This window comes from Alteromonas sp. PRIM-21 (assembly GCF_027563165.1).
GTDB classification, from domain to species: domain Bacteria; phylum Pseudomonadota; class Gammaproteobacteria; order Enterobacterales; family Alteromonadaceae; genus Alteromonas; species Alteromonas macleodii_A.
Genome location: NZ_JADOEK010000015.1, coordinates 1 through 14,923, shown reverse-complemented (window position 1 = coordinate 14,923; position 14,923 = coordinate 1). Strand labels below are relative to the sequence as shown.

At 40.3% G+C, this 14,923-nt stretch carries 16 protein-coding genes and 1 pseudogene; 7 read left to right on the top strand and 10 right to left on the bottom strand.

All coding sequences use genetic code 11. From position 1 onward, the window contains the following. Positions 1-246 precede the first annotated feature (246 nt). The gene (locus IW644_RS17365) at positions 247-1,767 is read left to right on the top strand and encodes an ISNCY family transposase (protein WP_024016316.1); all 1,521 of its coding nucleotides are present in this window, start codon (positions 247-249) and stop codon (positions 1,765-1,767) included. 30 nt (positions 1,768-1,797) lie between these two features. Here the strand turns inward: IW644_RS17365 and IW644_RS17360 are convergent, their stop codons facing one another. The 7 genes from IW644_RS17360 to IW644_RS17330 all read right to left on the bottom strand — a co-directional run bounded on the left by IW644_RS17360 (position 1,798) and on the right by IW644_RS17330 (position 5,716). Beyond that, positions 1,798-2,010, bottom strand: coding sequence for a GDCCVxC domain-containing (seleno)protein (locus tag IW644_RS17360; RefSeq protein WP_080589192.1), 213 nt, complete (start codon positions 2,008-2,010; stop codon positions 1,798-1,800). Positions 2,011-2,059: 49 nt separating this feature from the next. Further along, a complete protein-coding gene (gene merP / locus IW644_RS17355; RefSeq protein WP_014951208.1) occupies positions 2,060-2,335 on the bottom strand; it encodes a mercury resistance system periplasmic binding protein MerP in 276 nt (91 codons plus the stop codon). A 32-nt stretch (positions 2,336-2,367) separates the two neighbouring features. After that, positions 2,368-2,712 (bottom strand): mercuric transporter MerT family protein, encoded by a 345-nt coding sequence (locus IW644_RS17350; RefSeq protein WP_014951207.1) that lies wholly within the window; start codon positions 2,710-2,712, stop codon positions 2,368-2,370. A 77-nt stretch (positions 2,713-2,789) separates the two neighbouring features. After that, on the bottom strand, positions 2,790-3,173 hold the full coding sequence (locus IW644_RS17345; protein WP_014951206.1) for a MerR family transcriptional regulator: 384 nt from the start codon (positions 3,171-3,173) through the stop codon (positions 2,790-2,792). A 200-nt stretch (positions 3,174-3,373) separates the two neighbouring features. Continuing rightward, complete coding sequence (locus tag IW644_RS17340) at positions 3,374-4,159, bottom strand: DUF5677 domain-containing protein (protein ID WP_032096157.1); 786 nt, start codon at positions 4,157-4,159, stop codon at positions 3,374-3,376. Then, complete coding sequence (locus tag IW644_RS17335; RefSeq protein ID WP_269918649.1) at positions 4,149-4,904, bottom strand: hypothetical protein; 756 nt, start codon at positions 4,902-4,904, stop codon at positions 4,149-4,151. The genes IW644_RS17340 and IW644_RS17335 overlap by 11 nt, the downstream gene beginning before the upstream one ends. A gap of 14 nt (positions 4,905-4,918) precedes the next feature. Next, a complete protein-coding gene (locus IW644_RS17330; protein WP_014951205.1) occupies positions 4,919-5,716 on the bottom strand; it encodes a DUF3800 domain-containing protein in 798 nt (265 codons plus the stop codon). Positions 5,717-6,205: 489 nt separating this feature from the next. Here IW644_RS17330 and IW644_RS17325 point away from each other — a divergent pair, with 489 nt between their 5' ends. Then, complete coding sequence (locus tag IW644_RS17325; RefSeq protein ID WP_269918648.1) at positions 6,206-7,027, top strand: hypothetical protein; 822 nt, start codon at positions 6,206-6,208, stop codon at positions 7,025-7,027. Between the two features lie 324 nt (positions 7,028-7,351). On the opposite strand, the pseudogene IW644_RS17320 reads toward IW644_RS17325, so the two are convergent. From IW644_RS17320 to IW644_RS17310, 3 genes and pseudogenes are all read right to left on the bottom strand, one after another. Next, positions 7,352-7,661 (bottom strand): annotated as a pseudogene (locus tag IW644_RS17320) (IS66 family transposase); the annotation flags it as partial. A 350-nt stretch (positions 7,662-8,011) separates the two neighbouring features. Beyond that, the gene (locus tag IW644_RS17315; protein WP_269918647.1) at positions 8,012-8,965 is read right to left on the bottom strand and encodes a DNA replication terminus site-binding protein; all 954 of its coding nucleotides are present in this window, start codon (positions 8,963-8,965) and stop codon (positions 8,012-8,014) included. Between the two features lie 2,484 nt (positions 8,966-11,449). Further along, a complete protein-coding gene (locus IW644_RS17310) occupies positions 11,450-11,683 on the bottom strand; it encodes a hypothetical protein (protein ID WP_269918646.1) in 234 nt (77 codons plus the stop codon). 37 nt (positions 11,684-11,720) lie between these two features. Here IW644_RS17310 and IW644_RS17305 point away from each other — a divergent pair, with 37 nt between their 5' ends. The 5 genes from IW644_RS17305 to IW644_RS17285 all read left to right on the top strand — a co-directional run bounded on the left by IW644_RS17305 (position 11,721) and on the right by IW644_RS17285 (position 14,665). Continuing rightward, a complete protein-coding gene (locus IW644_RS17305) occupies positions 11,721-11,954 on the top strand; it encodes a hypothetical protein (protein ID WP_269918645.1) in 234 nt (77 codons plus the stop codon). A 295-nt stretch (positions 11,955-12,249) separates the two neighbouring features. Then, positions 12,250-12,546 (top strand): hypothetical protein, encoded by a 297-nt coding sequence (locus IW644_RS17300; RefSeq protein WP_269918644.1) that lies wholly within the window; start codon positions 12,250-12,252, stop codon positions 12,544-12,546. Positions 12,547-12,575: 29 nt separating this feature from the next. Beyond that, positions 12,576-13,211 carry a hypothetical protein gene (locus tag IW644_RS17295; protein WP_269918643.1) on the top strand — a complete coding sequence of 212 codons (636 nt, stop codon included), beginning with the start codon at positions 12,576-12,578 and terminating at the stop codon, positions 13,209-13,211. Positions 13,212-13,358: 147 nt separating this feature from the next. After that, a complete protein-coding gene (locus IW644_RS17290) occupies positions 13,359-13,697 on the top strand; it encodes a helix-turn-helix domain-containing protein (protein ID WP_269918642.1) in 339 nt (112 codons plus the stop codon). Between the two features lie 716 nt (positions 13,698-14,413). Continuing rightward, the gene (locus IW644_RS17285) at positions 14,414-14,665 is read left to right on the top strand and encodes a hypothetical protein (RefSeq protein ID WP_269918641.1); all 252 of its coding nucleotides are present in this window, start codon (positions 14,414-14,416) and stop codon (positions 14,663-14,665) included. Positions 14,666-14,923 lie beyond the last annotated feature (258 nt).

The window sequence follows — 14,923 nt, the reverse complement described above, 5'->3', positions numbered from 1 at the left end:
CCGTTGATTACCTCATTCGTGTCATTAAAATCTTAATGAGCCAAGGTCTGCTTCACGTGCACAAGAGACTGTCAATTTTGGTCTAGCTCTATCTCTGAAAGTGTCAGGTTAAGTGACGACTAATCCAGTTTAGCGTGTTAACACCAAGCGACTTTGTCGTATCTTAATTACCAAGCGATTCTGTCGGTCATTTTTTTATGTGCCTGTTAGTGTTTTGTTTTTTGAATACTAGAAGGCATGTTGAGGATGATTGTGATGGATTCTAAAGCTCAACTCACCGTTGATATAATAGCTAAAGTGGTTGAAGGTAAAATATCGATTGCCAATGCTACCAAGTTACTCAATAAATCCCGACGTTCAATTGAACGCTATATAAAACGCTATCAAGAAGTCGGTATTCAGTTTGTGGTGCATGGTAATTGCGGTAAATCACCCCCGAATAAAACGCCTATTTCGATAAAAAAAGCCGTTCAAGCGTTAATTAAGGATAAGTATTTTGATTTGAATTTACTGCACTTAGCCGAGCAGTTGGCTGAGAATGAACACATTGTTGTTAAGCGTGAGACCTTACGTGGTTGGGCGCACGATATTCATCATGTAAAGCGAGCTAAGCGTCGTCGTAGCCATGTTCGTAAACGCAGAGAACGTATGGCCGCACCGGGCTTAATGATGCAAATGGATGGTAGTCCGCACCGTTGGTTTGGTAACAAAAAGCATTGTCTCATTGCGATGATAGATGATGCCACCAGTGAAGTTTATGCTGAATTCTTCCCATCAGAGACCACCGTTGGATGTTTGAAAGTCATGCGTGACTGCCTTGAAAAGAAAGGTGTGTTTAAAACACTTTATGTGGACAGAGCCGGAATCTATGGTGGGCCTAAGCGTTGTAACTTCTCACAAATGCAACGCGCTTGTGAGGAGCTGGGCATTGAAATTATCTTTGCCAATTCCCCACAAGGTAAAGGGCGCGTTGAACGAGCGTTCGAAACCTTCCAAGACAGGTTGGTGCCCGAACTTAGGTTGAACAATATCAACGATATCGCCGCTGCCAATGCTTACCTTAAGCATGTCTTCATTCCGCAGTTCTGGCAGTCGAAAGTCCAAGTGAAATCAAAGCAAGCACCTGAATTTACGCCTCTGTCAAAACACATCAACCTTGATGATATCTGCGTCATTAAAGACCATCGTAAAATACGTAACGACCATACCTTCAGTTATGGCAACAAATTCTACCTCATTGATTCACCGCTCAAGCACTCCATTGCCAATCAGAAAATCGAGATAAGGAACACGAGTAAAAAAGGGTTTACCGCTCACTTCGCTGGTCGCAAACTGAAGATCTCGGAAGTTAATGAGCCAAGCAAACTGGCATCAGAAGACTTGGCAGTACAGAAGAAACTTGAAGTATTAGCGTTAATCGAAAAGCTCGGAAGCGTCAGTGCTGCATCACGCCAAAGTGGCGTCTCACGAGACACTATTCATCGGCACTTAAGAATGGTTAAGCGAGGTGGCCCTGATGCGCTAAAACGGCAAGAAACGCCTAACATACGGCATAAAAACTGTGTAGATATGGAAATCGAGAAAGCGGTAATCGAGTTCTCTCTTGAACATCCTCACCTTGGTCAGCAGAAGGTGGCACATAAGCTAACAGAAGCATTAGGCATTGATGTTAGCCCAAATGGCGTGCGCAGTATGTGGTTGAGAAATGATATGAATACAACCGCACTGAGAATTGAGAGATCACTAGCTTTGCATGAATCAGCATAATAAATAGCCAGTTGTTTAACTGACTACTTTTCAATTACAACAACTGTTGCCCTCTTGAATTGGAGGGCACTTCACTGTTCCATATGAGCAATAAACGCAGCAGTCGCCGCTCAAAGGCTTTAGCAGTGTTTTACATTTAGTGCATTCATAAAAAAATTGGCATGCAGTGGTTGGCATTTCTTCTTGCTGGCTGTAATCGCAATGTGGGCAAGTAATCGTCGATGAGAGTTCTATTTTCGCCATAGTTTTGTGTTCCTCTGAGGGTTTCAATATCGTTCAACTAGCGACGGCCTTACGACTTCACTAATGAAGGATAACCAGCATTCTTTGTAGCCTTTGTTAGTGCATCAGGATTTGTTATCTCATCGTCAAATGTTACAACAGCAAGTTTATTTTCAAATGTCACTTCCACTTGTTTAACGCCTTTAACGCGCTCAAGTGCTTTTTCTACTGTTATCGGGCACGTTACACAATCCATAGACGGAACTTCTAACGTAACAGTTACATCTTTTGCAAACGTCGCCGTGCTGCTTATCAACAATAAAGTTGTAATCAATAACTTCTTCATTTTTCTCTCCAATTAGAGTTAAGTGGTAGCACCTACACGACCCATATGATCCAGTAGTTGCTGGTAACAAAAACAAACGCCAACAGTGTGGTAAACCAAAATACTGCTTTTCGTCGTGTTCTTACCTTTGGGACTGCACAAGCCTCGTCATCCGCACAGTTTTCAACAGGCTGATGTATCTTCCACCCAGCAAAGCCAAATAAAACTACAACCACGAATATAAAAATAGGACGATAAGGGTCTAAGAGTGTTAAATGACTAATCCATGAACCACTTATACCCAATAAAAGTAAAACAAGAGGCCCGGCACAGCAGGCACTTGCACCGATTGCTGCGGCAAGCCCGCCTAAGATTGATAGTTGACTACTTTTTGCCATATTTACGTTTATTACACTGTTCTTTTAAGCACAGCATAAACTCCGTATATGGGTACGGAGTCAAGTGATGAGTCATTTTACGGTTGAAGTGACTGAATGATTGGGCAATCTTTATCACTTGGATTAGTTTTACAGTCTGAAATGAGCGAGACAAGGCTGTCTTTAAGGTTAAGCAAATCTCTTAACTTATCTTCAATTACTGCAAGCTTTTGCTCAGCGAGTTGCTGAACATCTTCACAATTACTAGCACTTAATATTAATAATGATGATATTTCCGCCAATGTAAAACCTAAATACTGTGCACGCTTTATGAACAATAGTCTTGAAAGTGCTTGTTCTGTATATTGCCTGTATCCCTGTATCGGTTTGATGGGTTGTTCAAGTAAGCCTTTGCGTTCATAGAAACGAACGGTCTCTACACCAACATTTGCCTCTTTGGCGAGTTTACTGATTGTATACATTGGCTACCTTTAATATTCTGGTTAATTCAATAATATACAAAACGTCTAATTAACTCATGCTTCAAAGGAAATATTTGCATATTTATTGAAGTGGATAATACTAACTGTTACCTTAAATGCGACAAAGTCGCTCGGTAATTAGACCGACATAATCCCTTGGTAATCACACTAATCCAGTTTAGCGGACTTCTTCAAAGGCGCTACTTTACATCTTCTTCTATTGGAATAGATTCCCAATAGTTGTTCCACCAATCGAGCGGCATTAGTTTTATTGATACTTCAAAGTGCTTTTCAAACAACCGATAAGTCTTGTCAACGTATTTGCAGGATCTATACAAGTAGTCGGGGTCGAGCGGCACGTCTAGTAGAGCAGGAATCAAGTGGTGCTTATGTAGTGGATTTTTGCAACGAGTCATATTGTAAACTGAAACATGGGGCCACATGCTATGCGCCACTTGGCTAAAGGGCGTGTAAGCAAAATTATAAAGGTCTTCGCAATCTGCCTCTTGCGCCATTTTCCTACAATTTAAATTCGACCACGTTCCAACATCCACTTCGACAAAAAATTCATTGCGTTGTGAATTAATCCAATGCTCTCTAAACTCTATCATTTGTTGAAGATCTTCTTTGTCTTCTTGATATTCCTCCTTTTCTAACAGGAGCTTGTAGTGTTCGATAAGTAACTTTGCTTCACCCAGACCATGCATAATGTATTTATGGGGTCGCTCTTCCAAATCATCCATCATCCACGCAAGCGTGATATATAAATCGGTCATAGAGCGTAAGAATAATGGTGCAGAATGTCCGTTCCATGTTGAGGGAGCTTGAGCCAACTCGATGGAGAGAGTAATTTGTCGAGATAAAAGACCACCAATGGCAGATAATGCCTCCAGTTTATCCGCGGGAATTTTAACTTTAGTCCAAACTTCATCGAAACTGTCCACTAGATAATCGACGTAGCCACTTACTAATTCTTCAATATCCATTGTCGCATCCATCTAAATCAAAAGCCTCATTCCAAAAAGTCTCTGGCCAATTGTTTTTAGGAACCCCTATTTCTTTCAAAAAAGAAGCTGCTGCAAATCCGTTGATATGAGCGCGAGCAAAACTTGCAACACGCTTTGCATCATCAGACTCTGGCGCTTTGAATATTGCATTGAAGTCAGGCAAGTCGATATGAGCAGAAATTTTCATTCGCCCAGATATTATCTCTGCGTAAACCGCAGTAACCTGAACTTTGGTCGCTTTTGATGACAGTCTATCCAAAAGCGCCTCTACATCCTCTTTCAGCATTTCAATGGCATCTTCACGGTCAACACCATACTGGTGCTCAGAAAAAAGAAACGCTAATGGATAGCTCTTTAATAAGTGATACTGATGTTCGAGATTACTTAAAACGTCGTTGAAATATGGTTTCGTTCTTAATGTCTCATACAATTCATTCTTTTTTGAATCTGACAGAGTTGTATAGCTACCCATGTATTGAAGCGGCGCAATTTTTTCACCCTCAAAGCAGTTATACGCAGTATCAATAAAATCAACAATGACTTTAGTTGCATTCCTATCGCCAAGACGAAGATATAATGACGACATCCAAATTAAGCACGGAAGCCGGTCGTTTACAAACGATGTTTCTCTCATCTTGTCGATTTGCATTAAAGGGGGGATGAACTTTTTGCCCACTTTTTTATGATCTTTTAACACCTTTCCTTGGTGGTTACTTTTTTTCATTCTTTTTTTCTACTTCACTTAAGTGATTTTGCAGGGAGCGGATATCTCAGCTCTACATTCTTCGTATGAATTTCACGTTGATCTCGCCTGATATCATGAAAATACCAAATATTAAATTTTCGCTCATAGTCCCAAGTGTCGTGTTTGAGCGAGTCCCAGCCTAAATATGATGCAATATGATTCGCCATATCTCGCTTTCTATCAGAGGTTACTTTTCCTTGAAACGCGCTCATAACTGCTCCCAACAGAAAGTCAGCCAGCTGTATTTGCTGAGAATCTTTTGAGTCTTTAGTCACAACTGTTTGAATCAGAGCATCACCGCCTAATTCTTGTTTTAGGATATTGTTAGCGATTGTATGAAACGCTTCGTCAGCCTTATTGTATCGCGACGGTAATGGGTCGACTTCGACTCGAAATTCTGATAACTGATTAGGATGTGCTTTTTTAACTGCTTTTATTTTTGAAGAAATAAGAGTTGTGAAGTGTTTTCGCATTGCAAGGTCGTAGTCACCGTCATGAAATGATTTATCTACCAATCCTTTTCTAATAACTATGCAATGAAAAGCCAGCCACGCGTGTTTGAAAAATACATCGGCAAGCTCTTTGTAAAAATCAATGTTATTTTTCTGATGAGCACGTTGCCATTTAATTTCGTTTGTATATCGATACTTTTCCCTAAGATTTCTGATGATACGAACAAAATCGCCGCGACGTTGGTACTTCATCCACAAGGAACCAAAACCGTAGTATACCTGCCCATCTATACCAGATTCGTCACAGGCAATATGCCAAATTAGCTTTCCTTTTGCCATTTATACACGCCTCCGTATGCATAATCATATTAAACAATGCAACATATAGTATTAGCAAGTTTAACTTTTAGTCAGGTAGGCGATGTTGTGAAAATTTGGACCTATTGACCCGTTAAGCGCTGATTGCACCAAACATTCCTGAACGACCGGAGTACGTACTTTTCTGCCGTTTAATTACAAATATTCGAACGGCTGCTATTGGCACTAAATTGCAGGACTTATTCGCAATTTCCTTAGTAGAGAGCAGGACTCGGGCTCCTAGACTTAACAGTGGTGAATCAATGGAAATATTATAAACGGTATTACTGGCTCTATAGTATCGATAGTATTTCCTTGAAACCAATTCTTTGTCGCAACATGTGTTAAGGCTTAATGTCTAGCGTTACTTTTTTGAGGTATCAGTCTTTTAGTCGTAACAAAAAAATAATACCTACGTCATCATTTTTTGGCCTACTAAAAGCCCATTTGAACAGTAAAAGGAAGTAATAAATGAAATTAATGTCTATTGGATTTTTTTTAGCTATTCTAGTGTCATTTTCTAAGCTAGCTGTAAGTTCGGAAGTCGTTGAGTGTTATGATTGCAGCCATTCCGATAAAATTGTGTCATGGGGTATGTTGAACTTAAAGGTTGGTGAAAAAAAGCATATTACGCTTGTTGATATTTACAATAAAAATGCTCGTTCTTTTGATGTAACTCTTTCTCTCACTCCCACTCTTCCAGGGATGCCTGAAGTTCCGGTTGTGACATACATGCTTTCCTCAGTTCCTTCGGGTATTTCAACAATGATGACGGACCTCAGTAATGCTTCGAACTCTCTGGTGGCCGAAGCTGAAGCAAAATCAATTCCGAAAGAAGTTATATCTTCACCCTGGGAATTCGTTAATTGCAGCTATTGTCGTGCTGGTGTAAGCGACTATCTAAATAATAGCTTAGAGGGAAAGATAAAAACTGTAGAAGCGACGGCTATCTCCATAGCTCAGGCGCTTAACTTGATTAATACTAGTGTGCCAAACCAGTTTCAAATTCCACTTGAAACTGGCGGCAGTATTTTAGTTGAATTAACAGTAATTAACTCTCCAATAAAGTTAGAAGTTAAAATACTCAGAATTCTTGATACTAACAATAATGAAGTACAGCAAGATGTAACTAAGTTGAACAATATGAACATCAAAGCGGCGCTAGAGGCTCACATAGAAGATATGAACAACTATTTGAGCCCACTAGGATACGGCGTAAACATGAATTCTTTAATTTTTAGTGGTGGATTTTACAGAGGAAGGATAACGATAGAACGCTTCGATTATAAATAGCGATACCTATCTTTGCTGTACTAAATCTTTCCAAAAGCTACGAAATTTGTTTTTAAGCAACTAAAGATACTTCTATTAAAAAGCTTGGCCCTTGTTTGGGCTTAGCTTTTGGTGTAGCCGTTTACAAGGATAATAGGTTTCATAGTTTGAGACTATTTTGAGTTTTTATAAATCCGTGGATAACCAAAGATTACTGCATATGCTGCTCGTCTAAGCGTACAATTGAAGCTAAAGCGGCCACCTGAAGAACTAGAGGCTATGAAGTACTTTTATTGCTGCAACTAAGAACATCAGCACATAAGTGTAAACGTCCGGTAATCCCACCTAACGCTTAGCAAATTGCCATGGCAATTTGCTCGATATCAACGTCGGCCTTACTGAGTTTATCGAGGCCAGTCATCACATACTCGAACACATTGAGATCATTAGCTTTAGCGGTTTCGATGATGCTGTAGAGAACCGCACTGGCATTTGCGCCCGTGGAGGTCTGGCTAAACAGCCAGTTTTTTCTGCCTATCAAGAACGGTTTAATCGCGTGCTCAGCGCGATTATTATCGATATTCAATAGTCCGTCGAGTGTATAACGCGCCAGCTTTTCCCATTGATTCAAGCAGTATTGTATCGCTTCGCCTAATTTGGTTTTCGGTAGTGTCCACTTCCCATAAACTGAGACAGACGTAGTTGGAGTTTTTAGCGATGAATAATGCAGGGTGCAATCAAAAAGTTTAACTTTTCATAACCTTAGCTCATCAGTGTGTTGGATTAAATCGATGTTATTAGGTAGGTTGAGGTAGTAAATATTATTATGATTTAATATCCGATGGATGCATTTGAACTCATAACATATCTAAAGCTTCAAGTTAATCTCAAGCTTTATAAATTTTCGGATTCACGCATGACAATTACACTTATCATGCGTGAAAAAAACAAACAGTGGGACTTTCGATAAAATCACTATATGCCCATCGCGGTAACTTAACCAAACTATATTTTCGCTAACTGGGCTTCGCGTTTTTTATCCGCCTCGGTAATCGGCCTCGTATAGAGGTTGGTGGCTTCATTCAAACACTTCCACGCATGCCCTTGCCTATTTGCTTTACGTTTTTGCGGCACGTGAGCGCTTAACGGACGAATTGTGGGCACATCCTCGTAATTACATAAAATAACGGGCTGCGCGGCATTAATGGTATTTACCACCGGCTTACCGTCACTCGCGCCATAGTAGAGAGACAAATTCACCGACGCATTGCGTGTCTTACGTATATAAAAGCGGTGGGTGTGCTGTGTGCCCATTATACGCGCTTTTATTTCATTCAGTTGTGTATCGTTGAGACCAGACTTGCTGTTATACAGATACAACACAGCGCGCTCAGGCGTTAGCCGTTGGTCAGCGTTCTTGTAGGCCCAGTAAAAATTCACGCTTTTAAGCGCGGTATCTGTATCAGGGCGACAACTGATAACATCGATATGCCGATATAGCTGATAAGAGATAATTTCGGCGCCACGGTGTTGGTGCAAGAACTCGTGCTTCTGCAAATGATTACGTCCGTGTGAGCCATCAGGCTTTCTATCCTGCACGCAGTGTTTGATAGCGGTTTTGGTACTGTTAATGGCGATAATAGTATCAATGACGTCATCATGGTTCTCTAATAAAAGAATACCAGGGTATTTGCCTGCCACCCGGCCTGAAATGTCATGAGAAGGACGATGAAAACATTTCAAAGCATTAAGGCAACGCATCTGTGCTTGGACGTTGAACATATCTCGGTGGCCAAGCATTAGCTCACCGGCAGAGAACGCTTTAAAGTCCTCTTTAGTGACGTCATCAATATTGGCAAAATAAGCAGTAGGTGCTAACCGCATGGCACTATAAAGCGACTCATACAACGCATCCAAAGTTGTGAGCAAACTATTAAAGCGCGCAAAGTCATTTACCATCACCATATCCTCTTATCAATCAAACCTAACCCTATTGTATTATATTTACAGACCACCTTCACATAAAATCCACCCGCGGAAACACCAAAGTGGCATCCACCCTGCCCCCCGCTCTACCAAAACAGCCGAAGGCGCGCGCGAGTTGAGCAAGAGGGGCACCTCGGTGGTGGATGAGGGACATGTTTTTTGGTATACTTGCTTGAAGGTGGTCTGTAATACTAGATGGTAAGTTCGTTTTGCATGGTAATCGTTGAACAGAAACATTGGATTGTTCTGGCGTGACGGTTCTAGAGACTATGGGGCTTTCAAAATCAACCGTCAGTTGCGAACTTTCATTGAGGTAAAGTATAACGCAACTTGTTTGTTGGCCAGTACTGTATTCTAATGAAAATGAGTAATAATCCTTCTCTATTGTAAATAAATCGACATTAGAGTTGTCAATGTATAAGCGCTGGAGAAGTGGACATTAAACGCCGTTAAATCAAAATAATTATCACCACTTGAGAGGCCGTATCGAGGCTCAAATGTGTCGTCGCCATCGCCGAACATACCCTACTCTATTCTCACCATCGAGCCAAAATACGCTACTTTGCGCAGTGTCTCATATTGATTATTGACTTAAAACACACATAAAAGCCTAACAATTGTTTTACTGAACGCAAGTTCTGAGTGGCTATTCCCCTCGAATTAAGATAATAAGTGCACAACTCTTGATTAAATAGTTGGAAGAGAGCGACTGCCTGTTGGTTGAACTTTGTAGTGGCAAAAAACAGGAGTAGTTACTAAGAAATATACGCTCTTAAACGAGGGACAACGATTCAAGAAAAATGCCTATCTAAGAGAGGGCTTAAGTTACTGAGAGATTAGAAATCGTTTAAAAGGCAACCATAGTACGATCCGCCGATAGGTTCGACGTAAAAAATCTGCAGTACGCAATACCTGCCGGATGTTTGCGTACTACAAAGCGACCAAGCTATTGTATATCAGCACTCACCATTGCCTTCGCTAAGTCTGTCGTGAATGAAAAATGGATGCCCAAATAAAACTGGCTCGCGGTATTCTTAAGTACCCTTAAGGCAGCACACGATGCGTCTGATTATCCCTAATCGCATTAACATCAAGCGTCGCCCCGCCACAGCAAACAAGAAGAAACTGTTCGGCGATTGCTAAGTCGGTACGCTTTTAGGTAAGCAAGGAACAAGCATATTAGTCAGTCTTGTCGAACGGAAAAGTAAGCTGTTTTTAATAAAAAAGTACCAATAAAAAGCGCATATTATAGAAAAGTTCCAGCCATGTTCACACATTCATAGTGGACAATGGCAGTGAGTTTTTTGGTCATGAAACAGTAGCAGAGAATTACGAGACAGGCGTTTACTTCGCGAATTTTTATTCATTATGGGAGCGAGGACTAGTTAAAAACTTCAAAGATCTACTGCGTCAGTGCTAATTAAAAGGTCACGATTTACGGACGATAAAAGATAAGCTGGTAACTGAGAATGAAAAAACATTTAATGATAGACCAAGAAAGTGCTTCGGCTTTGAGCTGCCCATTGCAGTGCACAATGTATCACTAAACGGCCTTAAAAAATTATAAATTTGCACCAGGGTGAACGGTGCCAAAAATCAATATTTTCACGTCGTTTTTTGAAAAAATATTACTCTTTAAACATTTTGCTCGTACCGAGATGAATAAAGAACGAACTTCCTGATTAAAATAATGTTCAAAGCGTTACTTCTTGTTCCACTCAGACATACTTTTTGATCGTACCCCCCACGTTACTTCTTAAAAATAAAATAAAAAGGAACGCTTTTTTTGGGGGTACAGAGAACGGTACAGAGAACGGTACAGAGAACGCGCTTAAAAAAGTCCAAAAATGGAGTTTTGCTTAATTTTTGTGCGCCCGTACTTTAGAATCCAAACTTTGAAAAATGATAATTATATTCACAATAACTGAGGCAAAGACCGGTCTATATTCACCACTGAAAAAGCCTTTGTACCTAAGCCTTTTTAAAAGAAGTCGGCGACTATATCTTTATCCATTTACTCATCGACCTTAAGGAAAATTTTTCACGGTCTTTTTGGATGCATAAAATGACTAAAAATATTGCGCTGTTTTCCATTCTTGTGCTTATCATTTAGCGGAGCTTTGACTTGCAAGTTATATATGGTCTAGCATTTTATATAACATGACTGAGAGATATAAAATAAGAACTGCAAAAGCACATTATTGGGTACTTGGTTCAGAAATTGGCTGGCCAGCGTCCATGTCATTTCTATCCATTGCAACGAAGGCAATTAAAGGTATAAAGGAGAAGATAACTTATTTGTGAAGGGTCGATTGTTGAAATACCAAAGACCGCTCTTTGTGTTTTCAAAGTGATTTCTGATTGTATAATATGTTAGAGTGAAATTATAAAATATCGCTTTGTCAATCATCCCAGTATATGCTTCTGAATTACTGTCTGATGTATTTGGAGAGCTCCCTATTTATTCGCTCCGCCAGTGCCGCCACCTAAAGCTTTTGAACCCGCCGGATATTGATAGCTCACTAACATTTCCCCATCTATAAAAATAGCTTTAAGACCAGTCTTCACATTGTAAGTTTCTGCTATGTTGTGAGGCTTACCATCTTTAAGTGTTGGCCTACCAGATTTCCCGTCTAGGTGAAGTTTAAGCTCATGATTCCCTTGGACAACAATATACAGCCTAAAACTCAATGGCTATTTGTAATCTCCAGCAGGACGATGTATTGACTTGCCTCGATCATTTTGGAAACTAAACAAAATTCTGTTCTCTTTATCGCTTTGGTCTTTTAGAAATATTTCATCAATTCCACCAGCGGCCGCTAGAGCTGTATTCGATTCGGTACGCAATAGCGAACCCGATGATGATTTATTAACGCTGGTGGGTATTATCGCAGGTCAAAACATTCAGGCTGAAGAGCTGCTTATCTCGATTAGAAATGAGATCCAATCAACCAATCGTTAATAGTAAGTCATCTAGCCCCTTTAAATAGGGGCTTTCTGATTTCAATAGCCCTATTCCTAAGTTAGACTCCCATTCTTCCTTGCTATATTACGTAAGACCGCCTAACATTAACCATCAAGAGTGACACTATATCGGCCTCTTAAATGCCATTCATCGCAAATTCTTGCCTATAAGCTGCATTTCCCAACTGGTCAGAGCAGTTAACTTTGCAATTCGATGTTATTTTTATGGTTGGGTGTTTTTTATCCAAATTATACTTTACTGTTCAGAACAACATCTGGCTAGGACAACGACTGTGAAGACCATCTCAAAATTTAGAGTTCGTCAAAAGCTTCAAGTTATTTCTAAACTTGGGGACAGACATGTTGTGCTTGGACAAAAGCGTAGTGGTGTAGCCGAGTGTTTTTTTATTGTCCGCGATAATTTCGAACGCGTATTACAATCAAATCCATCTATCACTGTAGATGCAGAAGTGCAACGAAATAAAGAAACAGGTCTAGTTTCTGTTGTGAATCACAGCGATGAGAAACTACCGCTCTATGATTTTGCTAACAATATAACTCAGAATGTTGGTACATCAACTAGCTGCTAACCATTCCTAACAATTTGTAACGGATTACTGTGCCACTCTTATTAGGAAATCACGATAAAAATATTATAACGGCAACTGACGTTATAGAGACTGAGCCTTTGTCATGGTCGACGAAGGAAATTGTGATCCCCGGCTTGGAACAAGATAACAAAGCTCAAGCTATTACCTTTGAATTTGCTGAAGGTAAGGGCATGGTCGTTATCGAACGAGGCGGTAATGCAATCGCCAACTTCAACTACACTATACTTCCAGCACACCACCCTCTTGCACAGGCCTTTAAACCTCAAAGGCAGGTTGCCCAGATTGTTAGCGCACTTGTTGACGAAGACTATCGAGGTTTTGGTATTTCCCATTTATGCTACTCGATGCTCAGTCAACGCTATATTGTATGTTCAGATGAACAACAAACAATTGAGGGGGCGGCCCTGTGGTATTTCAAAATCCCACAGATTGACCAAATTTCTTTGCATATCGTTTATCGTTATGATCAAACAGACTTTACAATTGACACATGGGCAAACCAAGATGCATGGTCTGGGGAACGAGGGTTAGTTAACTTCGCCATTGATAATGGCATTCCCGCTTCTCATTTTGATGACCACAGCAAGACAGTTTTCGTTGCGGTATCAGAAACTAAGTCGACAACCCATATTAAAACTAACTAATTCCTAAATTTGTTTCTAATTTAACTGAAATATTCGTGATTTCTCTGAACCTTGGCCGTCTCTTACTACAGGAAGTGACGTTTATCGTTAATTATTCGCTATTGCGTATATTTACAGATATACCTTATATGGAATATTTCCCTATTTATGAAAGTTAGGACTCCCAACGATGTAGGTTCCTACATCACGTCTATTCGTAAAGCATATAACCTGACACAAGCAGAGCTCGCTCAAAAAATAGGTAAAGACCAGCGGTTTATATCAAAACTTGAGAACTCTCCTTCCAGTATTTCCTTTGGAACAGTCATGATGGTTTTAAATGCATTAAATATCGATATTGACTTTTCAAGCTCCGATACTAAAAACCAAAACAAGTTGAGTGGTGAACTATATAGGGATAGTTTAAACAAGGAGGGTAGCAAACCTTCTTTACACACCTGGAGAAAACCACACAGGAAGCCCAAGGTAGTAAGCAAAGTAAAATAATAGGAGATAAGTGAGCTAACAAATCATAAATACACCAATAATAGCGAAAGTTGCGGGTGGTTTGTCTTAAATACTTATGGCCACTCTTTTATACAAGTCAACAGTACGCCATAATGTCGATAACAATAATCCAAGATGTAAATTATGGCCAACGCGTTCTACAGAATAAAAGAAGGTGAGTTTGTTAGACAGCTGGAAACTCAATCCATCACAAAAGTTATAGCTCAAGAAAGTCCAGCCAAACCGCAAAAGTTTTTGTGGTGGCCATTAATGCCAATACAGAAATAGCTTATGTAATGCGCCATGGGCGCTCAGACGAACCTAGAACATGGTGACTCGATAACTTGGCTAGGTTTTTACGTAAGAACGGCGTAGCATCATTTGAGACGCTTTTGGGGGGGTAAAGTCATAGTCGATAAGACATTGCTGGCAGAGTTATTTTGAAACAAGACTTGATAGGCTGAGAGCGCTCAATGAGCAAATGTTGAAAGAAGAATAAAAGAGTCGAGATAAAGAGCCAGAGCGGATAATTGAAGAGCTTTCTGGAGTGCCGCCTTTCGCCTTTGGCTAAGATAAACAGTACACGCACGACGGCGTAGACAAAAGCACCCTGCGAACGATATCGACCATCTGTACTACTAAAGGAATCTACGTACTGAGTTCACCTGGCGCTGCGGATGCTCTAAGAGCAGTTATTTTAGAAAGAATCTGGGAGCATGAAAAGCAAGATGAAACCCAATAAGCAGGAACTTGAGTTAATCGTAGGCCATGCTAGCAATGCCCACCCTCTAGGCATGCTAGCTAACATAATTTTTATTGGGGTCTTGGGAGCAGCGTTGCTTGGCCTGTTATTTAAAGGCAAGGGGATGATAGGCGTTGCCTTATTTGTAGTAGCCGGTTTTGCCTGTCGCCAATTTATATTTTTTCTTCTTAAGTTACACCTCAAGAAAAAGTATTGGTCAGAGTAAGCTAATAACATTAAGAAGTAAGGCCTCGAACAAAATTAGTTACAGGCTCTCTCCGTCAAAGCTACGGCAGAGTCCCTTGACCCCCCTTAACCAATAAACCCTCTTCTGATCACCGCAACATAAGAACCTTGTGTCCACTTCCCCTAAACTGAGACAGACATAATTGGAGTTTTCTGCAATGATTAACGCAGGAGACGACTATGAAAAAATCACGCTATACAGAATCTCAGATCATTGGGGTGTTAAAGGAAGTTGATG

What these genes read in the sequence shown, in the direction of transcription:
- IW644_RS17365 (WP_024016316.1), top strand. Translation starts at nt 247, where the DNA reads ATGATTGTGATGGATTCTAAAGCTCAACTCACCGTTGATATAATAGCT.
- IW644_RS17360 (WP_080589192.1), bottom strand. Translation starts at nt 2,010, where the DNA reads ATGGCGAAAATAGAACTCTCATCGACGATTACTTGCCCACATTGCGAT.
- merP (WP_014951208.1), bottom strand. Translation starts at nt 2,335, where the DNA reads ATGAAGAAGTTATTGATTACAACTTTATTGTTGATAAGCAGCACGGCG.
- IW644_RS17350 (WP_014951207.1), bottom strand. Translation starts at nt 2,712, where the DNA reads ATGGCAAAAAGTAGTCAACTATCAATCTTAGGCGGGCTTGCCGCAGCA.
- IW644_RS17345 (WP_014951206.1), bottom strand. Translation starts at nt 3,173, where the DNA reads ATGTATACAATCAGTAAACTCGCCAAAGAGGCAAATGTTGGTGTAGAG.
- IW644_RS17340 (WP_032096157.1), bottom strand. Translation starts at nt 4,159, where the DNA reads ATGGATATTGAAGAATTAGTAAGTGGCTACGTCGATTATCTAGTGGAC.
- IW644_RS17335 (WP_269918649.1), bottom strand. Translation starts at nt 4,904, where the DNA reads ATGAAAAAAAGTAACCACCAAGGAAAGGTGTTAAAAGATCATAAAAAA.
- IW644_RS17330 (WP_014951205.1), bottom strand. Translation starts at nt 5,716, where the DNA reads ATGGCAAAAGGAAAGCTAATTTGGCATATTGCCTGTGACGAATCTGGT.
- IW644_RS17325 (WP_269918648.1), top strand. Translation starts at nt 6,206, where the DNA reads ATGAAATTAATGTCTATTGGATTTTTTTTAGCTATTCTAGTGTCATTT.
- IW644_RS17315 (WP_269918647.1), bottom strand. Translation starts at nt 8,965, where the DNA reads ATGGTAAATGACTTTGCGCGCTTTAATAGTTTGCTCACAACTTTGGAT.
- IW644_RS17290 (WP_269918642.1), top strand. Translation starts at nt 13,359, where the DNA reads ATGAAAGTTAGGACTCCCAACGATGTAGGTTCCTACATCACGTCTATT.
- IW644_RS17285 (WP_269918641.1), top strand. Translation starts at nt 14,414, where the DNA reads ATGAAAAGCAAGATGAAACCCAATAAGCAGGAACTTGAGTTAATCGTA.